This window comes from Caballeronia sp. BCC1704, assembly GCF_902833455.1.
Taxonomy (GTDB): domain Bacteria; phylum Pseudomonadota; class Gammaproteobacteria; order Burkholderiales; family Burkholderiaceae; genus Caballeronia.
Window position 1 is genome coordinate 1,247,463 of record NZ_CADFFT010000002.1, and the last position, 20,600, is coordinate 1,268,062.

General features: G+C 61.7%; 18 protein-coding genes. 5 read left to right on the forward strand and 13 right to left on the reverse strand.

Annotated features, from left to right (window positions below; translation table 11 throughout):
• Window positions 1–15: 15 nt before the first annotated feature.
• The 6 genes from HWX53_RS15385 to HWX53_RS15410 all read right to left on the reverse strand — a co-directional run bounded on the left by HWX53_RS15385 (window position 16) and on the right by HWX53_RS15410 (window position 5,698).
• Window positions 16–1,014 (reverse strand): bestrophin family ion channel, encoded by a 999-nt coding sequence (locus tag HWX53_RS15385; RefSeq protein WP_175942197.1) that lies wholly within the window; start codon window positions 1,012–1,014, stop codon window positions 16–18.
• A 196-nt stretch (window positions 1,015–1,210) separates the two neighbouring features.
• Window positions 1,211–1,780: a YbhB/YbcL family Raf kinase inhibitor-like protein gene (locus HWX53_RS15390; protein WP_175942198.1), complete on the reverse strand. Its 570-nt coding sequence runs from the start codon at window positions 1,778–1,780 to the stop codon at window positions 1,211–1,213.
• Window positions 1,781–1,854: 74 nt separating this feature from the next.
• Window positions 1,855–2,787, reverse strand: coding sequence for an MBL fold metallo-hydrolase (locus tag HWX53_RS15395; RefSeq protein WP_175942199.1), 933 nt, complete (start codon window positions 2,785–2,787; stop codon window positions 1,855–1,857).
• A gap of 607 nt (window positions 2,788–3,394) precedes the next feature.
• Complete coding sequence (locus HWX53_RS27925) at window positions 3,395–3,529, reverse strand: hypothetical protein (protein WP_279612497.1); 135 nt, start codon at window positions 3,527–3,529, stop codon at window positions 3,395–3,397.
• Window positions 3,530–3,576: 47 nt separating this feature from the next.
• Window positions 3,577–4,284 carry an SDR family oxidoreductase gene (locus HWX53_RS15405; RefSeq protein WP_175942200.1) on the reverse strand — a complete coding sequence of 236 codons (708 nt, stop codon included), beginning with the start codon at window positions 4,282–4,284 and terminating at the stop codon, window positions 3,577–3,579.
• Between the two features lie 391 nt (window positions 4,285–4,675).
• Window positions 4,676–5,698, reverse strand: a complete 1,023-nt coding sequence (locus HWX53_RS15410) for an MBL fold metallo-hydrolase (protein WP_175942201.1) — start codon at window positions 5,696–5,698, stop codon at window positions 4,676–4,678.
• A gap of 685 nt (window positions 5,699–6,383) precedes the next feature.
• Between HWX53_RS15410 and HWX53_RS15415 the strand changes: the two genes are divergently transcribed.
• The 4 genes from HWX53_RS15415 to HWX53_RS15430 all read left to right on the forward strand — a co-directional run bounded on the left by HWX53_RS15415 (window position 6,384) and on the right by HWX53_RS15430 (window position 13,188).
• Entirely contained in the window at window positions 6,384–10,079 is a 3,696-nt protein-coding gene (locus tag HWX53_RS15415) for a patatin-like phospholipase family protein (RefSeq protein WP_244140125.1), read from the forward strand.
• On the forward strand, window positions 10,076–11,296 hold the full coding sequence (locus HWX53_RS15420; RefSeq protein ID WP_175942202.1) for a hypothetical protein: 1,221 nt from the start codon (window positions 10,076–10,078) through the stop codon (window positions 11,294–11,296). The genes HWX53_RS15415 and HWX53_RS15420 overlap by 4 nt, the downstream gene beginning before the upstream one ends.
• Window positions 11,297–11,315: 19 nt before the next feature.
• Window positions 11,316–11,954, forward strand: a complete 639-nt coding sequence (locus tag HWX53_RS15425; RefSeq protein WP_175942203.1) for a hypothetical protein — start codon at window positions 11,316–11,318, stop codon at window positions 11,952–11,954.
• A gap of 109 nt (window positions 11,955–12,063) precedes the next feature.
• Complete coding sequence (locus HWX53_RS15430; RefSeq protein WP_175942204.1) at window positions 12,064–13,188, forward strand: hypothetical protein; 1,125 nt, start codon at window positions 12,064–12,066, stop codon at window positions 13,186–13,188.
• 632 nt (window positions 13,189–13,820) lie between these two features.
• On the opposite strand, the gene HWX53_RS15435 is transcribed toward HWX53_RS15430, so the two are convergent.
• Entirely contained in the window at window positions 13,821–15,071 is a 1,251-nt protein-coding gene (locus HWX53_RS15435) for an NAD(P)/FAD-dependent oxidoreductase (protein WP_175942206.1), read from the reverse strand.
• Between the two features lie 127 nt (window positions 15,072–15,198).
• On the opposite strand from HWX53_RS15435, the gene HWX53_RS15440 reads away from it, so the two are divergent.
• Window positions 15,199–15,942, forward strand: coding sequence for a class I SAM-dependent methyltransferase (locus HWX53_RS15440; RefSeq protein ID WP_175942207.1), 744 nt, complete (start codon window positions 15,199–15,201; stop codon window positions 15,940–15,942).
• A gap of 57 nt (window positions 15,943–15,999) precedes the next feature.
• Here HWX53_RS15440 and HWX53_RS15445 read toward each other — a convergent pair whose 3' ends face one another.
• The 6 genes from HWX53_RS15445 to HWX53_RS15470 are packed head-to-tail and all read right to left on the reverse strand — an operon-like array spanning window position 16,000 to window position 20,590.
• Complete coding sequence (locus HWX53_RS15445; protein ID WP_175942209.1) at window positions 16,000–16,434, reverse strand: excinuclease ABC subunit A; 435 nt, start codon at window positions 16,432–16,434, stop codon at window positions 16,000–16,002.
• Window positions 16,435–16,458: 24 nt separating this feature from the next.
• Window positions 16,459–16,884 carry a hypothetical protein gene (locus tag HWX53_RS15450; protein ID WP_175942211.1) on the reverse strand — a complete coding sequence of 142 codons (426 nt, stop codon included), beginning with the start codon at window positions 16,882–16,884 and terminating at the stop codon, window positions 16,459–16,461.
• Between the two features lie 40 nt (window positions 16,885–16,924).
• Complete coding sequence (locus tag HWX53_RS15455; RefSeq protein WP_175942213.1) at window positions 16,925–18,172, reverse strand: beta-ketoacyl synthase N-terminal-like domain-containing protein; 1,248 nt, start codon at window positions 18,170–18,172, stop codon at window positions 16,925–16,927.
• A complete protein-coding gene (locus HWX53_RS15460) occupies window positions 18,169–19,395 on the reverse strand; it encodes a beta-ketoacyl-ACP synthase (protein ID WP_175942215.1) in 1,227 nt (408 codons plus the stop codon). The genes HWX53_RS15455 and HWX53_RS15460 overlap by 4 nt, the downstream gene beginning before the upstream one ends.
• The gene (locus HWX53_RS15465; RefSeq protein ID WP_175942217.1) at window positions 19,395–20,120 is read right to left on the reverse strand and encodes a 3-ketoacyl-ACP reductase FabG2; all 726 of its coding nucleotides are present in this window, start codon (window positions 20,118–20,120) and stop codon (window positions 19,395–19,397) included. The genes HWX53_RS15460 and HWX53_RS15465 overlap by 1 nt, the downstream gene beginning before the upstream one ends.
• A complete protein-coding gene (locus HWX53_RS15470; protein WP_175942219.1) occupies window positions 20,117–20,590 on the reverse strand; it encodes a beta-hydroxyacyl-ACP dehydratase in 474 nt (157 codons plus the stop codon). Before HWX53_RS15470 ends, HWX53_RS15465 begins: the two co-directional genes overlap by 4 nt.
• Between the last annotated feature and the right edge of the window lie 10 nt (window positions 20,591–20,600).

Genomic DNA, 20,600 nt, shown 5'->3' on the forward strand with positions numbered 1-20,600 from the left:
ACTGGTTCGGTCTTGTCAGAGCGCGATCATCTCCGGTTCGACGTGCCTGACCGTCTCGCCGAGCATCGCGCGAAGATCGCTCTCCAGGGCCGCGCATAACGTCGAGATAGGCACATCGTTCGCGCTGCCTTCGAACGGATTCTCCGTGCTTTCGCCGACCTGTGCCAGCGACGTGTACATCCACGACACGATCACGCTGAACGGCACGGCGAGCCAGACCATATTGCCGTGCATCGGCCCGCTCACGACGTCGTTGAGTCTGTCGAACTCCTGCAACAAGCCGAACGGAAACAACAAACAGAAAAACCGCACGAACAGCGCGCTGATTGTTGCGTACTGACGGGGGTAAGGATAGTTCTTCAGCCGTTCAGCGTTCGCCTGCAGTTCGATGAATTCGCCGATTCCGCGCTGTAGCTCGAGATAGAACGACACATTAAGCCGGCCGGCATCATGCAGCCCCTTCAGGTAATGACTCTGCATGCTGATGATCGCGGCCGTTGATGATGACGACGCAAGCGCGCAGGCCGTTTCCGACGGAGATAGATATCGTGCCAGTACCTCGTCGAGCGCTTGTTCCCATTCGGGCACATGATATCGGCGCCGGTACTCCAGATTGAAGGCTCGGCTCATGCTTTCCCACATTCGGGGACTGCGCAGTTGATAGCGCAACGCGGTGAGCCAGGCGAGATGCCGGAAAATGAGATCCCTGCCGACATCTCGCTCATTCGGAAGCGTGCATGCTATTTGGCCCCACCGGCGGCTCGCTCCCACGATGCTCGTCCAGACCATCTGCGCATCCTGCGCGCGGTTATATGTCTGCACGTTCTTGAAGCCGACGATAAATGACGTCGCTGTTCCCAACAGCACGACTATGGTGAGCGGCACCGACAGCCACGTCATCGACGCATACTTGTAGAGAATCACCGGCAGCGAGCCGCACACGAGCAGCGCATATATCTGCCTGCGCGTCCAGAAGAGGAACTCCGATAGCCGATAGGATCTGCCTAGATGCATAGCGCGTGCTTTCGTAGGGCTCGTATGAGTCATCGGTCAAAGACCGTGTTGTCCCCTCTAAGACGTGCGACGACCGCCATATGTGACACGGACGATAGATTTTTTTCGTCGCACGAAACCGCCGCCTGTCCTTCAACGAAGGAGCGATGCGCCGAATGGCGGGATGTCGAAGAGCGACGTCTCGCCACTTTCGCGCTTACTCAGGCGATCGGCGATAGCGCGCCACATAGTGCGCCTGGCCGATGACTTTGCCGTGCATCTGATAGGCGACGAGTGCCGGACTGGACTTCGCGTCGACATCGAGGCTGGACACCGCCAAGGCAGACGCCGTCACGATGTAGCGATGCGATTCGCCTTGCGGCGGGCACGGGCCGCCATAAGCGGAGGCACCGAAATCGGTCAGCGTCTCGACGGCGCCTGCCGGAAGCAAATCGACATGGCCCGAAGCACCCTTCTCGATCGATGTTTGCGAAGGCGCGATGTTCACGACCTGCCAGTGTCTCCAGCCGAGGCCGCCCGTGGGCGCGTCCGGGTCGTGTAGCGTGATGACGATGCTCTTCGTTCCAGGCGGAACATGAGTCCACGAGATACGGGGCGACACGTTTTCACCGTGACAGCCGAATCCACCGTACACCTGTTCGTTTTCGAACCGGCCGCGTTCGAGGCCATCGACGCGAACAGCGAACGGAGCCGCCGCCGCGACGGCGGGCAGCATAGCCAACAGCGACATGCAGCAGACGGCTCGCAGGAGAGCGTTGAGTTTCATATCGAATCCATCGTGTAGAACCGGAGGAGCAGACGCTCGTTACGAGCGCCCGAAGGTCTCGTCGTCGTTCAGCCTCAATAGTCCCACTGAACGGGCACGAAACGGAAACCGTCATTGGTTTTGGCAACGTGACCGATGGAGGGGAATGCGACATGGGCCGCTGCCAGCAGCGCGCCACTCTCGGCGGCTTCGTTGAACAGCGCGAGCCGCACATCGACGGCCGCCTCGGGATCGTGCTCGAAGCCGTTTTGCCAATCGGGATTGTCGAAATTGACTTCGAACACGGCATCGCCCACGAACGTCAGCTTCTCCCCATTCGATGCGACATCCACCATGCAATGTCCCGGCGTATGGCCACCGGTGACGCGTGCGGAGACGCCGGTTGCGACTTCCACCTCTCGGTCGAACTTCACGATGTTGTCTCCGTAAAGCTCCATGAACGTCGCTGCTGCCTTGCGCAGCGCGGGAGGCACCGCTTCGGGCATCACGGTCTTACTGAAGTCGGGGTTTTTCCAAAACGCCACTTCGGCGGCTGACACGTGAATGCGCACGTCGCGGCGCAGCTTGGCCTTCACTCCATCCACGTTCAGCCCGCCGACGTGATCCATGTGCATGTGCGTGATGACGATATCCGTTATAGCGGCCAGGTCGATGCCCGCCGACTCCAGACGCATGACCGACTTACCGGCACGCGAGAAGTACTCGAAACCGTCGCCGACGCCCGAGTCGATGAGGATCAATCGTTCGCCGCTGCGCACGAGCGCGATGTTGAGCGCCCAATCGAACATGTCGCGCTGCAGGAAACGTCCGTCGAACCATTCGTTGCGCTGCGCTTCGCTCACATTGGTCGACATGGTCGATGTCGGCAGGGGCAAGACGCCGTCGCTGATCAGCACGACGTCGACATCGCCCACGCGCACGGCGTAACGGGAAGGCACGAGCTCACCGGAACCTCTCTTGCCGATCGCTTGAGTAACGGGCTGCACGTTGCGGATTATTGCGCTCATCTTGGATGTCCTGGTGATTGAGAGAGATTGAGCCGCGCGAAGCGGCGCGGTTCGTTAGCACCATCACGATGCCGCACGCTTCGTTCTGCTTTCGTTTTGACGACGCGTCTCGCGGATTGTAGTCAGGGCTCGAGGACACCAGTAGCGTCGCGGAGGCGTACACCGTGTTGTCTGTCTGGCGACACTCGGCGATGCAGAAGGGAAGGAAATGGATGAGCGAAAACTCAGTCGAACGTGATTGGAATAGCCGATGTCTTCACGTAACGAGTCAGCTCGCCCGCCACCAACCGAGTCGAATCGCGCATACGTGGCGCGGCTCTGTCTTGTTTGGATTGATCGCGCGGCTGTTGAATTGCTGCCTCGGCGTATGAGGACAGAGAGCGCAAGCAAATTGAGCGGCTGTTCAGAAGCGGAAGGTAATCGTTCTGTATGTGGAATGCCGGACGGCCTCGGCAAACTCATACCGCTCTCGCCGAAAATGGTTTGCGACGTATCGCCGGCACGAGGCGCTTAGCGATACATCTTCAATGCCGATCAAGAGTCCAACGCACCAGCCCGAAGGCGGCGATCGCGATACTCGGACAGCGGCAGTCTGCCTTGTCCAATGTCATCGATCTTTGCCGATCTTGTTAGAAAGCAGGTCGGCGATCCCTTTGTACACGGCCGCCTTCTGTTTGCGAGTCGTGCGCTCTGCGCCGGGAGTGGTGCCCTCACGGGTCACTAGGATGTTCACGATCGGCATACGGTGCTCTCCTGATAAGGGAGGCGCCTCACGCGCCTCCTCGCAACTCAACGCCCGGCAATGAGGCCGCCATCGACGTGAAGAATTTCGCCCGTCGAAAACACAGCGTCCTCCAGATAGAGCACCGCGCGAACAATGTCCTCCACCTCGCCCAGCTTGTTCATGGGATGGAACGCCGCTAGCTTTTCCACCATATCCGGATCGTGCATGGGCGTCCGGATGACGCCCGGAGCCACTGCGTTCACGCGGATACCGCGGGCGGCGTACTCAATCGCCATGCTCTTGGTTGCAGAGTTCATCCCGCCCTTCGTCAGCATGGCGATGAACGCTGGAGAACGCGAGCTGGCGAACTCCGCCGTAGAGGCCGTGATCTGGATAACGTGTCCGCTGCCCTGCTTCAGCATGACTGGAATGACCTGCTGTGTAGTAAAGAAGAAGCCGTCGAGGTTCGTCTTCATCTTGAGCCGATAGTCCTCTTCGGTATAGTCGGTGAACGGCTTGCCGATGAAGATGCCCGCGTTATTCACCAGCGTGTCGATGCGACCGAACTTGTCGAGGGCTGCGGCGACGAGACGCTTGCCTGTCTCCGGGTCGCCGATATCGCCGGCGATGGTCAGAACGTCCGGATCGGCTGACGGCTGAATGGAGCGCGACGTGGCAACAACGCCATAGCCCCGAGCGCGAAAACCGTTGACGATGCCCTCTCCCATGCCCTGCGAAGCGCCGGTGACAATTGCGACCTTTCTTTGACTCATGACATCTCTCCTGGCTATTGGTTGCGCCCGAGTGCCGTTGGCATCTCGTGGCATGGACAACAGGTTATCGTTGGAGAGTGGGAAAGAGGAGTCGCTTTCCTTGCACAGCGGCTGATGAAAAATGCACAGAGCGCGACTGATAGCAGATGCGGGTCTGTTCACCCGCGGCCGCCTTCTTAGCTTGCTCGGGAAAGGAACGCGCAACGACTCATCGGTCGGTTCGCCGCTGTCCTTGGGAGCGATCGAGCAGACGAAGGGCCCGCTCGCGGGCGGCAGCCGCTCGTCTCGAGCAGGGGCAAACTGCAAAGCGTCGAGCGGCTGCCGCAGTGCGGTTAAGCACGAACGCCAATGCCTGATCGAGCAGTATGAGCGAGGCTCGCCTTAACCGTCGTCACTGCCGCTTTTCGCAGCCTGGTCCCGGACCCTGATAAACGTCGACAGCAGACGTCTCGTCGAATAGCTTAACCTTCTGTTCGCCCTGCACAACGCCCAAGCGGACGTTATCGCTTCTGAGCCGTTCCCGTATATATCGCAACGTCACGTTGGCGCCGGGCAGAGCAGGCAGCTTCTTCGAAAGCGGGACGAAAAAGTTGTCCCAGTGTACCGGGATAACGAGCGAGGGCCGCGTGCAACCGATCACGTTGTCGTAGTAGCGCTGGTGATAGTCGATGCTTCGCGTGCCGATAGCCCCGATGGAGAGAAACACGACCTCGGCGTGAACGCAATGTAGCGCACCTCGCTCATAGTTCGCCGATGGCACCACTAAAATGCGATGGCCGCGATGTGTGATCAGAAGGTTATACGTTCCTCCTTCGACATACGCTCTTTCTCGCTGCGGTTGCGGTAGAGGCGCGCAGATCTTCTCGCCTAGGTTGTCATTCACGAACGGAAATGGCGGAGAATGCTTAGAAGGAATAGGCGTCACTTCGAATTCGCCCAGCTTGACCGGTTGCCGCGGTGCGAAGAGCTTGATCTGGTCGTCCCGAAGCTTCGCACCGAGGCCGATATAGCGCGTACTTTCCGTGCCGTAAAGCGGCGCTTTGGTCCACTGCGCGATGACGCCCGCGTCGAACGCATGGTCGTAGTGCGAGTGCGTGACGAAAATACCTTTGACGCGGTCGGCCCTCACTTCTTTCAGAATACGAATGACTTCCTTGCGGTCCGTCTTGATCCGCGCGAACCTCACTTTTGTGATCGGCAGTCGCGAAAGAAAGGCATCCACGAGAATCTGCGTAGTGCCGTCGTCGAAAAGTAGAGTCGTGGTGCCGAGATAGGTGACGGTGATCGTGCCGGGCGGGGTATCGCCAGCGAACATCGGAAGACGCTCATTCTCAAAAGCGCCGAGCGATATCGCTTGCGCACCCGCGCAATAGATCACGGACGCGAACACTCCGGTCATCAGCGGAAACTTCATCGGCGCCTCCAAGACCGTCGTCGCCAGGTCCTGTCGACGTCCTGCCGCAAGAATCGCTGTCTACATCCGCGGCGCGTGGAACTCTCGTCTAAGGCCTGGCCACCAATCCAGAAAAAGCGTAGGCACTCCCGAGAGCCCACACAAGCGTTCCTTAAGCGTAGTAGATCTATCTAAAAGTACACGCTTCGCGTTTCTACTGATTGCGAGCGGAATGCCCGGCTCTCTCTTCAGAGGTTTCATTCGATGAACGCGATGTTGAACGGGCTCTCCAGAAACTCCGCGGAATGTGGGGTATCGCACGCTTGAGCCTTTTGCCCGAGTGTCGACCATAGCGCTTAGGGGTTGAAACCAGGCTTTCCGCCTCCTATGATCTAGCAGATCACAGCGCGAGGTATCGCTGATGTCGAAAGGCCCGTCATCTGCATCCGCGTCCCAATGCGTCGGACTGCATAAGGAGTTGACATGTCGCGGTCACTACAGCATTCCTCGTTCTGCACCCTCCTCGCCATGCGATGGGTCCGCAAGCTGCGTCTGCGACAGTTCTCCCTCCCCGCCTGACTTGATCTAGCCCGGCGCCTCTCGCGCCAGCTGATTCGTTTCGACCCATTCCTCGTCTGCGAGCGGCCTCGCCGCGCGCCTCGGCGTCGACATCGACATTGAATTGGGATTCCGATGGGAGGCGCACATGTTCGTCAAGCCGCGTCACGAGGAAAGGCCGAAGCGCGAATTCGATGCGCCGAAAGCGCTCGCGCACTGGATCAGCAAATCGCCGCGCGATCCGCTGGATGTAGTCGCATCAAAGGTCCGGGGCGCCAAGGTTCGCCACTCGAAAGCCAGGTCCGGGTTCCGGCTTCGTTATTTGTTCGTCGAATTCAGCGAAAAAATGCAACTGCGCGACGGCTGCGTGTACATCGGCAGGGGCTATGCGTTAGCCTCGAAACGGCGAGTCACCGAATTCGTCCGGCACTGCTACAAAGATGATTATCAGTCGCACCTCATCCGCGCACTGAGCAATTGGGATGCGCTTAAAGACTCAAAGACGCCAGGCGCGGCAGATCAGTTCACGGTGACGGAAACCGAATTCGGTTCTTTCCTCGAAGTTCACCTCCAGCGACTGGAGAGGTGCGTGAAGACTTGGTTCCGCCCACGCCGCAACGCACCTGGCATACAGACCAACCCCAAGATCTCGGTGTATGCAGGCCTGCCCGACGACATCAAGCTAATCGTCCTGTACCTCGCCTTTCGTCTCCAGCCGAGCTACTGGCGCGGACTGCGAGATCTGGTGTGCACGCTGGACTGGCAACATTTTGCCCGCGTGCTTAGAAATCCCGCGCACGTCCCCGCGTGCCGCCCCAACGAGAAACGCACGGTAGACGAGTTGCGGCAGGTGCTCGCACGGCCAGTTCGTATTCACGTCTGCAGATTCTTTCAGCAACAGCCGATGGTGGCACACCGCGCGCTTGCGCAGGAGTACGAATACATCACGGGCTGTAAGCTCGGCCTGAAGCCATCCGGCTCTATTCAGGATAAGATGCTGGGCCACAAGGACGGGACGGGCTCAGGCCTGAGCGCGATCTGTCTGTCCGGCGGCGGCATCCGAAGCGCATCGTTCTGTCTGGGCGCCATTCAGGCACTTTGCTGCAAAGAAAAGTTTGGCAGTTTCCATTACATGTCGACGGTATCGGGCGGTGGTTATATCGGCACCGCGCTGATCCGCTGGATGGCCGCCAAAGTGCGTGACGATGGGACGACCCCTCAACGCGCAGTGGACTTCGCGCAGACGGAACTTGCGAACCTGCGCTGTGCGGACTACGTCCAGCACCGCATGACCGGGATCGACTTCGAGCAGGAAGGCCCGCTCACATGGCTTCGCATGAACAGCAACTATCTGGCGCGCCAGCTTTCGCTCTTTTCCGCCGATGCTTGGACGGTCGTGGCCACGTACCTCAGAAACCTCGTCATTGTTTGGACAATCTTCTTCCCGTGGATCGCTGTCTACGTCATGCTGCCCTGGACGGCGGTATGGCTCGGGCAGTTTCAATTGATTCAGTTCGGCCCCGTCCCTGTTGCGATTGGCGTGGTTGGCAGCGTACTAGGCGTTCTCGGCGCGAGCTATTTCTTTCAAGGGGAACCTGGCGCCGTAGAGAAAATCTACGCCAACCATATTCCCTTCCCTCGCCGCAGCGGCGATGCGCGTGCCGCCTGGGGCGCGCTACTGCTTGTCATGGCGTGCTACAGCCTATCCGTCACCTTATGGTCCGAAACCGACACGCTGAGCGAAGCGGAACGGTCGGCTGCCTGGCCCTCGCTGATGAGGTACGGGTACGTGGTTACAGCCATCGTAGTCACGCAGATGACTCTGGCCGAACGCAACATCGACCACAAACGATGGAGCGGACGCGTCATGTTAGGTGCCGCGCTTGTCGGGAGCGTCGTGCAGATAGCGCTTATCGTGTGGATCCGCTGGGGCCTGCATCGCTGGCCGCCGATCATTGCGGAGAAGGAGCTCGGCACGCTCATCGATTTGCCCTTATCGGCCATGAGGTGGCACGCCGAGCGAACCGACGGTTCCTTGCCCAGCCATCTCCTGACACTCGGCTCGACCATACGCGCGCTCGTCACGCCGCCCTTGCTGCTCGTCGCCCTGCTGCTAGGTGAAGGCATGAAAGCGGCGGTCCGCTCGTTCACTGAAACCCCCGACCGGCGTGAGCACCAGGCGCGTGCGCATGCGTTTTCCTTCATGCTGGCGACCGCATGGATCGCTGGATCGATGCTCGTGATCGGGGTGCCGGCGCTGCTTACCTACTTCGGACCATCGACGCCGGCGGTGACAGCCGCCGGCAGCGCGGTGTCCGTTGCGGCGAGCGCGTGGTTCGGCTATCGCAAGTCGAGTCCCGGCAAGCCCGAAGCGCGCACCCCGATCAGCCTCAGTCTTGTGGGTGCGGCGAGTCTGACACTGCTTGCGATCTTCGTGTCCATCGGCGCGTGGAAAGTCTTCGAGTTCGTCTCGACCGACAAGGATTGGACCCATCCGGTCCGATGCGAATGCGCGAAACTCGATGCGACGTACAGGCTTGCCCAGACGCCGACGCGAATCAATCGCCCGGGCTTCAGCACGCCGGTCGACGAAAGCATGTGTGCGTTGACGGCCAATCAATGCATTGACCGCACCTTTACCTCGTATTTCGATGACTTTATCAGTGCGTTCAAGTGGACGCGCGTATTGAAAGTGCTTGCAAGTCTCGCGGCAGCGGGCGCGGCGCTGTACGGGCTGAGCTTCATCATCCGCATGAACGAATTCAGCCTGCACGGCTTCTATCGCGACCGATTGATACGCGCCTTTTACGGCGGATTCCGCGCATTCAAGATGCCCCGCGCGCCCGCTCTCTTTACCGGCTTCGACCCGAACGACGACCTGTCTTTCTATAAGGCGCGAGTACTCTATCCGGCATCGTCCAAGAAGATGGCGGGCACCAGTCCGGCGAAACCGCCGTTCCTCGTCGTCAACACCGCACTTAATCTCGTCAAGGGCAACGAGCTCGCCTGGCAGGAGCGCAAAGCGGACAGTTTCACGCTGACCGCCCTTCACGGCGGCAACTACCGGCTGGGCTATCGCCGGATACGCTGTTTCGCGGGCGGCGTGAAGCTCGGCACCGCGATGGCCATTTCGGGGGCGGCCTTCAATCCCAACATGGGCTACAACACCAGCGCGCCCATGGCGTTCCTCATGTCCGTGCTCAACGTCCGCCTGGGGTGGTGGCTCGGCAATCCCAAGTTCAAGGAGTGGCAGAAGAAGGATCCCTCGTGCTCGAGTTGGCGGCTCCTTCAGGAAGCCGCCGGAGAGACCACCGACACGAGCGACTGGATCCATCTCTCCGATGGCGGCCACTTCGACAACCTGGGTCTCTGGGAAATGGTGCATCGGCGCTGCCGCCGGATCCTGGTTCTCGATGCTAGCCAGGATGGACGCTTCACCATGGAAGACTTCTATTCCGCCATTCGCAAGATTCGCATCGACATGGGTATCGTGATCGAAGAGGGTGACGCCCCGGTTCTGCTCTTCCCGCGCTCGGCTCGCGCGAGCGGCATGTACTACGCGCGCTTCGTCATCCGGTATTCGCGAGCGAATTGCGGCGCGTCCAGCGCTGAACTGGACGGCGAACTTGTCTATATGAAGCCTTGCATCTACGGCAACGAGCCGCTCGACATCCGCCAATACGCGGAGAAGCATCCGGACTTTCCGCACGAATCGACAGCCGATCAGTTCTTCAACGAGTCGCAGTTCGAGAGCTACCGCAAGCTCGGCGAATGGGAAATGAAGAAACTGCTGGGCGAATGCCCCGACATCTGGAGCGCCCCCCAAGTCGTGAAGAAAACATGAGCGCTGTTCGTCGCTGCGCGGCCGGCATGCTGTTGCGCTTGCTGATGCTGCCACTTTCAATCGTCAGCGGTGCGGCGTGGGCGCAGGCGGCCTCCGATGTCGGCGCGACCCTGCGCTGGCCCCCTGCGTCGTCGCCTAGATGGATCTGCTGGGCCGATCCGCAAGGCCACTGGACGGACTCCGACTGCAAGCGCCGCGGTGATTGCAGGGCGCATTGCACGAGAATCGGATACTGCCGATCGCAGCCCGTTAGTACTGCGATCGAACGATGCGCGAACGGCAAGATGCCGTGCACGCCGCTCATGCTGCATCGCCGACTGAGCAGGCTAGGATGCAATTTTGATCTCGACGCGTTCTGGGTCGGCGACGACGCGAAGCCAGTGCTTGCTTCGCCCAGCGACAACTTTGCCCATACTGCCGAGCCGCTCCCGCCCGGCAGGGCGCCGCTGTCGTGGTCGACGCCCACATGCCGCTTGCACGAGCGCGATGGTATCGAGGACGAGGTCAACAATCTCCCCGGGCACGTCCAGTCGCTGAACGCCCGCCATGCTGCCTATGCGGCCTTGCTCGCGCGTGGCTGCAATGTCGATCCGCGAAGGATGGGGCTCGACGGCACGTACGACCGCGTAACGTTCTATTGGCCGGATAAGCCGACACAGGTCGACGAATTCGGCGTGGCGAAGCAGCCTCTGCTGACGATCGCGTTTGTGGGAGGAGAGACGGTTCCGCCCTCGGGGTCCCCACCTGTCGCACCTGTCCCACCTGTCAAACCGTTAAGCGGCGAATGGCCGGCCTGCTCGGCGCTTGCACAGCTGCGCGACGCGAAGCTGCTTGCACTTTGCATCAATGAAAACGCGGGCGGCAATGTGCGCTTTCGTTTCACCGATCCTCGCGTCGAGTCGGACCCGCCCACTCAACGCGTGCTTCTGCTCACGACGGACAACGACGGTCAGCCGCCCCCGGCCCCCGGGCCCGCCGGCCCCCCTGCGCCACCGGAGCCGCCCGCGCCGGCTCTTTCCGTTCCCGCCACGGTCGGATCGGTTGGCTTCGGCGCCTTCCTCGCAGCGTTCGCAAAGTGGCTGCTCAGCCGCTTCGCCAAACGGTCGCAAGACGGCTCGGAGGCGGAGTTCGCCGCCCACGAAACGCAGGACGTGCATGTGTCCGTCGGATTCCTCGAACGCCCCAGAGTGCGCCGCCGGTCGCAGCGCCGAGACTGAACATTGGGAGAACAGGACCATGATCACGACGAAGAGTGCCCAAACCCCCGTTCTGCCGCGTCTGATTCCGCCTGAGCCGACGGTGGCGTGGTTCCTGGGTGATCTGATTCCGGACAGGCTGTGGGCGGATTTCGACATTGGCAGCGTGAAAAGCCAGCCGGTCTCCGCGATTCAGACAGCCTTGTTCGCGCACGGCGGCCGGGCCGCGTGGCTCCGCTTCATAGAAGAGACACGTGCCGCCCTGCCTCGACTCTTTCAGGTGTCGCTGTTCGACATGATCTCGCATGCTGTCTACGGAGACACCATATGGCCAAGCGAAATCATGCTGCACTGCCGCCCGGTTGTGGCCGTTCATGCGGGCGGCCGGCCGCTGCAACCTGCCATCGTGCTGAACTGCCACGCGCGCCTGTTATTCGTTTGCTCCGGCCAGACAATCAAGTCGACGAGCGGTTACGTGCTGGCAGACGCCGAATTCGTGCTTCGCCATGAACGTCGCCGCGTGATCGACATGCCGGGCAGACGCTACTACGTGCCCGTGCCGTTCGCGCATGGCCACGGCACTGCGATGCCGCGAGACGCGTTCGCGAGATTTGGCGCGCCGCGCCCCCGGCCACCCGCCGCCCAGCACGCCGCACCGCAAGCTCCAGGCTCGGCCTGAGCACGGCCGAACGCAGTAGCCTCGTGCAGACGTGCATTCTTGCATCGCGTTGAGCCGGGCCATCGAGCCCAATAAGACTGTCCAACATTCAAGCCCAAGGAGAAGTGCGATGACGCCGTCCCGCTACATACTGCTTTTGGCGCTCTTGACGCTCGGCGCCTGTAGATCCGTGGTCGGACCGCAGACCTTTCATGACACCGCAGGCGACACTCAGCTCACCGGTGCAACGGCGGACGTGCGGTTCATTCTCGCGCACCCAGGGAGCAACGTTGATCCGCAGCATGCGAACTCCGACCACGGCCCGAACGGCGGCCATTACAACGTCTGCGCCGAGCCGAGCCCGGACGTCGCCAAGGCCATTTCACAAGCCATATCCGAGAACGCCCAAGCCACCATCCAGGGCCTGAAGACGTTGGGCGATTCGGCATCGATCACGGGCAAGCAAGCGTTTTCGCTGCAACAAAACTCCGCTGTCGCGGAACTTGGTCGACGGCTCGCAACCACGCAATTGTTGCGCGACGGACTGTATCGGCTGTGCGAAGCCTTCTCGAACGGGGCGATGAACAAGTACGAATACGCTCTGGTCTTGAGCCGCTACGGCGACACAATGGTGACTTTGCTGTCGATCGAAGCCCTTTCCGGGATTTCGGCCAATCAGACCGCGGCGAAGCTAGACTGGAATCCTAATCCGCTCGTCAAGGACGGAACGCCGCCGGCCAGCGACACGGCGCCACCGGCAAAAGACGCCGCCAAAAACAGCGCCGGCGATGCGCCGAAGACGAACGCGCACGACGCGACAGATACGGTCGTTGGGAGCAAGCACGTCGGCGGACGCGCGCCGATGTGGCCTCCCGCCGATCGGTTCGCAGGCGGAGTCATGAAAGTCGCCGATCACACCGTTGTTCAGGCCGACGGCAAGCGAGCCGCGCCCGGTCAAGGCTCAAAAGCGAACACCACGGCCGGCGCGACGGCGAGCCGCTCCAACGACGGACCCGATTCGTTGAAGGACGATGCTGCCAAGGCTGTCGTGATGATCCAGCAACGGTACCTGGAACAATCGAGATTTGCGCCGTTTCTCGTGGTCTGCACGGCGGCGCTCAGTGATGCGCAGATGATGGCGATACCGGCGGATTCACAGCGTCCTTCGACCATTGCAGAAGTATGCTCCAGGAACATGGACGCATTGCTGCGGGTCGTTCTTCAGCCCCCCTCGATGTCCGGCACCGCTCGCTGAGGGGTTCAATGGTGCCCTTAGAGGGATTGACGGCCACTCGCTTGCGCTCTTGCCCCAACTCGACCATCTGGCTTTAGGGGCGGCCGAGTCCGCCCCGAGTCGACTGAATTGAGCTCTGGCGTTCAGTTGCTCTGCTTCTTCTGCACTGCTTCGATCGGCGTCAGGAAAGACTTCGAACGGACGTGGATCTTAAGCCGTCCTTCGCAGGCAGAGACGACGGCACATAATGCGCGTCGATGAATCGCGACATCTGCACGATTGCTTCTATTAAGCGCGATCCGTGTTTGAATTTCTTCGCGTCGAGAAAGGCCAGAATCATCGGCGTGCTAATGTCGGCAAACTTCTCTCCGTCGGCCGTGTTCCTCATTATGTCTCTCGCTCGACGTTCAAGCGCCGAACGCAGCAGGATCGCGCGTCGAAGCCGGAGGATTTTGTGGTCGATCACGCGGTTGAATCAACCGATTCGCGCGCCTGCGCATTCGGCGGTACCGGGCTGTTGACGTCGAGTGATTCGACGTTTCTAGCGGCGCCCTCGCCTGAGTTGCCCTAGCCTATTTCATTCACACCCGCCACGTCCAGGTGCCCGCGCAACCGGCTAATGAAATCGGAGAGCTTGGCGCCTTTGGCCTCTTTCATGAACCAAGCTGCATGCACGCGGCATGCAGGCTATCGAGCCGTCGCGCGGCATCCGCGACATACGGATTCGTCTCGTCCCACGCATACCCCGCCAGCACGGCGCTGACCGTGCGTCTAATCACGGGCGTCTGATTCGGCGCGAAGATGATGTCCTGCAACTTGCCCGAGTACCAGCGTTCAACGAATGCGCGAAACGTGTCGATGCCACGGCGCAACGGCACGTCATATTGCGCGTGCCAGTCGATGGCTTCGCCGTTCAGTTGACGGTTCAGAGCGTGGACGGCGAGATGCGCCGAACGCAGCGCAATGGTGACGCCCGAAGAAAACACCGGATCGAGGAATTCACCGGCGTTGCCGAGCAGCGCATACCCCTCGCCGTACAGCGCTTCGACGTTCGCGGAATAGCCGCCGATATGCCGCACCGGCATCAGGAAAGGCGCATTGCCGATCAAGCGGTTCAGCGTCGGTTCGCTCTGGATCAGCGAACGCAGCTTCTGCTCGCGCTCGGCTTCATCGATGTCGAGAAACGCCGCTTCGGCCACGCAACCCACCGACGACCGCCCATTCGCGAGCGGGATCATCCAGTACCACACGTCGCGATGCTCGGGATGCACGGCCACGGTGATCTTGTTGCGATCGTGCGCCTCGACCGGAATGCCGTCGCGGACATGCGTGAAGATGGCCGCGCGCGTGGCAAGGCGCGTCGGCGCTTCGAGGTTGAGAAGCCGTGGCAGCACGCGTCCGAAGCCGCTTGCGTCAAGCACGAAGCGCGCGTGCACTTGATATTGCGTACCGGCTTCGTCGACGACATCGAGCACCGGCGCATCGCCCGTCTTCATGGCCAGCACCGTGTGACCAAAGCGCACGTCGGCGCCCTGCTCCATCGCACAGCGGATGAGCAAGTCGTCGAATACCGCTCGTTCCACCTGATACGTCGTGCCCCATCCGTCGGAATGCTTGTCGCGGAAGTCATAAGCCGCCGCCTGATCGCGATACACGAATTGCGCGCCGTTCTTGTACTGAAAGCCCGCTTCGACGACCGCGCGCAGCATGCCCGCCTGCTCGAGATACGCCATGCTTTGCGGCAATAGACTTTCGCCGATCGAGAAGCGCGGGAAATGCTGGCGTTCAAGTACCAGCACGGATCGACCGGCTTTACGCAGCAGCGCGGCAGCGACCGCGCCCGACGGTCCCGCGCCGATGATGGCGACATCGACTACAGCGTTCATCGAACTTTCTTTGTTCATCTTCTACTTCCTTTCGTCGCACGCGGCAACGTATTGCAAACACGACACATGTCCCGCGCACCACCGATTACAATCACGCGCGGACCATCCTTCAATAACACCAAACACTTCTTTACCGGATTCAATCGTGCAGTTGACCGAAACATCAAATGTGCCATTCGTTCCCGAGACTTCTTTCGGCGTCTGGTTTCTGCGCACGCATACGTGGGAGCATCACGTGCTGCGCGTCGCCATCAACGACCTCAAGCGCCTCATCGACTTTCCGTTGCCGGCGGCGCCCGTGATCGTCGATGTCGGCTGCGGTCAGGGCTTGTCGTTCCGTCTGCTTGCGCAGGCGTTCAAACCGCAGCGCATCGTCGGCATTGACTTCCACAAGCCGTCGCTGGCGCTTGCGGCCCAATCCGCGCAAGTGTGCGCGCAGCGCCCCGATACCGCCGCGACGGAAATCGAGTTGCTTCATGGCGATTGCGCGAATCTTCCGCTGCAGGACGCGAGCGCCGATATCGTCTTCTGTCACCAGACGTTTCATCACCTCGTCGAACAAGAACGCGCGCTCGCCGAATTCCGTCGCGTACTCAAGCCAGGCGGCGTGCTGATGTTCGCCGAATCGACCGATGCCTATATCAAGTCCTGGGTCATCCGGCTGCTCTTTCGTCATCCGATGCAAGTACAGAAAAGCGCCGACGGCTATCTCCACATGATCCGCAACGGAGGCTTTAGCTTCGAACCGCACAACGTTTCGCTGCCGTATCTGTGGTGGAGCCGCGCGAAAGACTTTGGCCTGCTCGAACGCATCGGCCTCTACACGCCGAAGCCCGGCAAGCGGCGCGAAACCCTTGTCAACGTCGTCGCAAGAAAGACCACTGATTGACGACATGACGAGCGAGCGGCGCATACATCGAGGCACGCGCCGCTTCTCGCTTTCGCCTCAGTTCTTCAGCTTGACCACTTCGCCCTTCAACGCGACGCCTGCAATCACCGCGCCCGCGCCGCATGTGAACTCCGTCGCGCTCTCGCGCTCCACGTTCTCGTAGTTGCTCTTGATATTGATGACCGCGTCGCCGCCTTCCTTGCGGGCGCGCTCCTGCAACTCCATCACGGCCGAAAGAAATACGTGCTGGCAAGCGTCCTTGTCGCTCTTGCCGAACGCGTTGGTCTTCTTGTTGGTCGCGAACACACCGAGCGATTTCACCACCGCCGGATGCCCTTGCCCCGCGAAATAGAGCGGAATGTCCTTGCCGACCTTGTCGGGTTCGCTGACCAGCGCCGGTGCGACGGGATAGATCCGGATCGTGTTGCGCGCGAACGCTTGGGACGAAAGCAGCATCGTGGCGAGTGCCGCGAAAACGAAGAGACGCTTCATGTTTTCCAAGTTATTGATGATGGCTTATTCGACGTCCAGCTTCACGAGATCGCCGCGCACGGCGAGCGTCGAGCCGTTATTACTCGAGCCGCAAATGAACGCGGTCGCAGACGTGGTCTCCGTGTGCTGAAAGCGCGTTTTCACGTTGATCACTGCGTCCGCGTGTTGCTCGCGCGCATAGTCGCGCAACTGATCGAGCGCCTTGGCGAGCGCGATATTGCAGGTCGCATCCTGGCCATCCATCGTGCGGGCCACGCGCACCGCGACTTCCTTCTTGCCGAGCATCGTCTTGACGTTCGCATGCTTCTGATCGCCGAAATACAACGTGACGTCCTTCGCGCTTTGCGTCTGCGCCGCTTGCGGCATCGGCAGCGAGCGGACTTGCGTCGTACAGCCTGCTTGCGTGATCAACGCGCCAGCCATCATCGTCAGAACGATTATTCTTTTCATAGTGCGGTTTCGTTTTTGTGTGGTTATGAATGAGTGCCCGTTATGCGCCGACGGGCAGCGGCTGGAATCTATCGAACACGAGGCTCGCGGAACTGCCGCCGAAACCGAAGGAGACCGACATCGCGCGCTCGATGCGCGCCTCGCATGTCTCGCGCACGAGCGGCATGCCAAGCGCGAGCGGTTCAGGCGAGCCGGCCGTTCGCGTGCCCGCGATGAAACCGTCGCGCATCATCAGCAACGTGTAGATCGCCTCATGCACGCCGCTTGCGCCGAGCGGATGCCCCGTCAGTCCCTTCGTCGACGAGAAACGCGGAACATCGGCGCCGAAGACCGTCTGCAATGCGCGCAGTTCTTCGGTGTCGCCGAGCGGCGTGGAAGGCGCGTGCGTGTTGATGTAGTCGGGCGATGCCCCCGCTTGATGCAGCGCCATGCGTATCGCCCGCGCGATGCCGTGCGAGTGCGGCGACACCATGCCCGCGCCGTCCGTGCTCTCGCCGAAGCCTGTCAGTTCCGCGTAGATGCGCGCGCCGCGCGCAAGCGCGTGGTCGAGCGCTTCGAGCACCAGCACGCCGGCGCCCGAGCCGATCACGAAGCCGTCGCGCGCGCTGTCGTAAGGGCGCGAGGCTTGCCAAGGCGTCTCGTTGAAGCCGCGCGACAACGCGTGCATCGCGTCGAACATCAGCGTCATGTTGTCATGCAGCGCCTCGCTGCCGCCCGCGAGCACGACCTGCTGACGTCCGGTCTGGATCAACTGCATGGCCTGTCCGATGGCGAGCGCGGACGTCGTGCACGCCGACGAAGGCGAATACGCGACGCCCTCGATCCCGAACGCCTGCGCGACATTCGCGGATGCGGTGCTGCTCATCGCCTTCGGGACCGTGTACGGCGGCGTCCTTTCGATGCCGCGCGTCACCGCGATATTGAGCGCCGCGTCGTACTCGGCCATCGCGCCGACGCCTGAGCCGATCACCGCGCCGACGCTCGGCGAACGCAGCACGGCGTGATCGAGCCGCGCGTCGTCGATGGCTTTGCGCGCGGCGTGGCACGCGAAGCGCGCCGTCTCGCCCATGAAGCGTTCGAGCTTGCGATCGAAGGGCGGCTCATCTGCCACCGACGCCACCGCCGCCACCTGCGAGCCAAAGCCTCGCTCGCGCCACGCATCGATGCGCGTGATGCCGGAACGCCCTTCCCTCAAGGCGGCGCTGACCGTGTCGAGCGCATTGCCCAGACACGATACGATGCCCATGCCCGTCACGACGACGCGCTGCATGCCTCGCGCCCGGTTCATCGAACGCGCCGGAAAATGAGCGACGTATTGATGCCGCCGAACGCGAAGTTGTTGCTCATCACGTATTCGGCGTCGATCGTGCGCGCCTCGCCCGCGATGTAATCGAGCGGCGCGCAGGCGGGATCGACTTCGGTCAGATTGAGTGTCGGCGCGTACCAGTTGCGCTTCATCATCTCGATGGTCCACCACGCTTCCAGCGCACCGCACGCGCCGAGCGTGTGTCCGACGTAGCTCTTGAGCGAACTAATCGGCATGCGCTCGCCGAAGGTCTGCGCGGTCGCATGACTTTCCGCGACGTCGCCGCGATCGGTGGACGTGCCATGCGCGTTCACGTAAGCAATGGCCTGCGGATCGAGCCGCGCGTCGTGCAACGCGAGCTGCATGGCGCGCGCCATCGTGCTGGCAGTCGGCTGCGTCATGTGCGCGCCATCCGAGTTGCAGCCGAAGCCGACGATCTCCGCATGAATGGTCGCGCCGCGCGCCACGGCGTGCTCGTAGTCTTCGAGCACGAGCGTCGCCGCGCCCTCGCCGACAACCAGTCCGTCGCGTTTCGCATCGAACGGACGCGGCGTGAGATGCGGCTCGTCGTTGCGCGTGCTCGTCGCGTAGAGCGTGTCGAACACGGCGACGGCCGGACCCGACAGCTCTTCCGCGCCGCCGGCGAGCATCATCGTCTGCTTGCCCGTGGCGATGGCTTCATACGCGAAGCCGATCGCCTGACTGCCCGACGCACACGCCGACGATGTCGGCAGAATGCGGCCTTTCAGGTCCCAGAAGAGGCCGACGTTCACGGCCGTCGTGTGCGGCATCATCTGCACGTAGCTGTTCGACGTGACATCGGTCATCGAGCCGGTTCGCAGCATGGTGCCGAACGCGCGAATAGGCTCGACCGATCCCGAGGACGATCCGTATGCGACGCCCATGCGTCCGTCGCTGATCGACGCATCGCCGTCGAGGCCCGCATCCGCCAGCGCCAGTTCGCTCGCGCGCACCGCGTACATCGAGACGATGCCCATCGACCGCGTCTTCTTGCGCGGCCAGGCCGACGGCTGCTCGAACGCGGGCAGCGGACACGCGAGGCGCGTATGCAGCCCTTCGAAGAAGTCCCACTCGGGCATGCGGCGCACCGCATTGCGGCCAGTCTTCAGCGCGGCTTCAATTTCATTCCACGAACTGCCGAGCGCGGTGACGCCGCCCATGCCCGTAACAACGACGCGCTTCATCAGATCATCCCGCCATTCACGCCGATCACCTGGCGCGTCACATAAGAAGCCGCATCCGACATGAGGAAGCCGACGACAGAGGCCACTTCGTTCGGCTGCCCGACGCGATTCATCGGCACCGTCTTCAGCGCATGTTCGACGGGAACGTCGTCGAGCATGCCCGTATCGATCAGTCCCGGCGCGACGCAGTTCGCCGTGATGTTGCGCGATGCCAGTTCGACCGCGAGCGCCTTAGTCGCGCCGATGAGACCGGCTTTCGCCGCGCTGTAATTCACCTGTCCGCGATTGCCCATCACGCCGGACACCGACGCGATCGTCACGATGCGGCCGCCCTGTTTCGCGCGCACCATCGGCATGGTGAGCGGATGGATCACGTTGTAGAAGGCGTCGAGGCCCGTTTCGATCACGACGTCCCAGTCCTCGTCGCTGAGCGCCGGAAACGCCGCATCGCGCGTCACGCCCGCGCTGCACACGATGCCGTAATACGCACCGTGCGCGGCGACGTCCGCTTCGAGCGTTTCACGGCACGCGGCGCGGTCGCGCACGTCGAACTGCACGACGCGCGCCGTGCCACCCTGCGCGACGATGCCCGCGGTCACCGCTTCTGCTTCGGCGCGTCCGCTGCGGCAATGCACGGTGACGGCAAACCCGTCAGCGGCCAGTTGATACGCAATCGCCCGGCCGATGCCGCGGCTTGCGCCCGTTACGAGAACTCGCCGGCTCATGAACTGAGGCTCCCTTCGATGAATGTCTGGAAATCGTGTGGTTGAAAGACCTTGATGACGGCTTCTGCGCAACGCTCGCCGTCATGGTCGATCGTGCATTCGTACGCGCCGTGGCCCTCTTCGCTGCGCAGCACTTCTTCCGCGCGAATAGCGAGCCGCGCATCGCGCGAGAAGGCGCTGACATGCGCGCGATAGCTACGCGTGCCGAGCAGCACGCCGGGACGCGCGCGGCCGCCCGCGCGCATCGCGACGAGCGCGACATGCGCAGCGACAGCCTGCGCCATGAGTTCGATGCCGATCCATGCGGGCATCGCGCCGTGTTCGTCTGCATACCAGGCGTCGGCGCGCACGGTGGCGAGCGCGGTGAGCGCGGCGTCGCTGCACGTAATCACCTCGTCCACGAGCAGCATCGTGCCGCGATGAGGAATGATCGTTTCTATCGGCGGAAACGGGCCGCCGTGTCCGTTCATTGAGATGTGT

Coding starts and splice junctions, on each gene's coding strand:
- HWX53_RS15385 (WP_175942197.1), bottom strand. CDS start 1,014: ATGCATCTAGGCAGATCCTATCGGCTATCGGAGTTCCTCTTCTGGACG.
- HWX53_RS15390 (WP_175942198.1), bottom strand. CDS start 1,780: ATGAAACTCAACGCTCTCCTGCGAGCCGTCTGCTGCATGTCGCTGTTG.
- HWX53_RS15395 (WP_175942199.1), bottom strand. CDS start 2,787: ATGAGCGCAATAATCCGCAACGTGCAGCCCGTTACTCAAGCGATCGGC.
- HWX53_RS27925 (WP_279612497.1), bottom strand. CDS start 3,529: ATGCCGATCGTGAACATCCTAGTGACCCGTGAGGGCACCACTCCCGGC.
- HWX53_RS15405 (WP_175942200.1), bottom strand. CDS start 4,284: ATGAGTCAAAGAAAGGTCGCAATTGTCACCGGCGCTTCGCAGGGCATG.
- HWX53_RS15410 (WP_175942201.1), bottom strand. CDS start 5,698: ATGAAGTTTCCGCTGATGACCGGAGTGTTCGCGTCCGTGATCTATTGC.
- HWX53_RS15415 (WP_244140125.1), top strand. CDS start 6,384: ATGTTCGTCAAGCCGCGTCACGAGGAAAGGCCGAAGCGCGAATTCGAT.
- HWX53_RS15420 (WP_175942202.1), top strand. CDS start 10,076: ATGAGCGCTGTTCGTCGCTGCGCGGCCGGCATGCTGTTGCGCTTGCTG.
- HWX53_RS15425 (WP_175942203.1), top strand. CDS start 11,316: ATGATCACGACGAAGAGTGCCCAAACCCCCGTTCTGCCGCGTCTGATT.
- HWX53_RS15430 (WP_175942204.1), top strand. CDS start 12,064: ATGACGCCGTCCCGCTACATACTGCTTTTGGCGCTCTTGACGCTCGGC.
- HWX53_RS15435 (WP_175942206.1), bottom strand. CDS start 15,071: ATGAACAAAGAAAGTTCGATGAACGCTGTAGTCGATGTCGCCATCATC.
- HWX53_RS15445 (WP_175942209.1), bottom strand. CDS start 16,434: ATGAAGCGTCTCTTCGTTTTCGCGGCACTCGCCACGATGCTGCTTTCG.
- HWX53_RS15450 (WP_175942211.1), bottom strand. CDS start 16,884: ATGAAAAGAATAATCGTTCTGACGATGATGGCTGGCGCGTTGATCACG.
- HWX53_RS15455 (WP_175942213.1), bottom strand. CDS start 18,172: ATGAACCGGGCGCGAGGCATGCAGCGCGTCGTCGTGACGGGCATGGGC.
- HWX53_RS15460 (WP_175942215.1), bottom strand. CDS start 19,395: ATGAAGCGCGTCGTTGTTACGGGCATGGGCGGCGTCACCGCGCTCGGC.
- HWX53_RS15465 (WP_175942217.1), bottom strand. CDS start 20,120: ATGAGCCGGCGAGTTCTCGTAACGGGCGCAAGCCGCGGCATCGGCCGG.
- HWX53_RS15470 (WP_175942219.1), bottom strand. CDS start 20,590: ATGAACGGACACGGCGGCCCGTTTCCGCCGATAGAAACGATCATTCCT.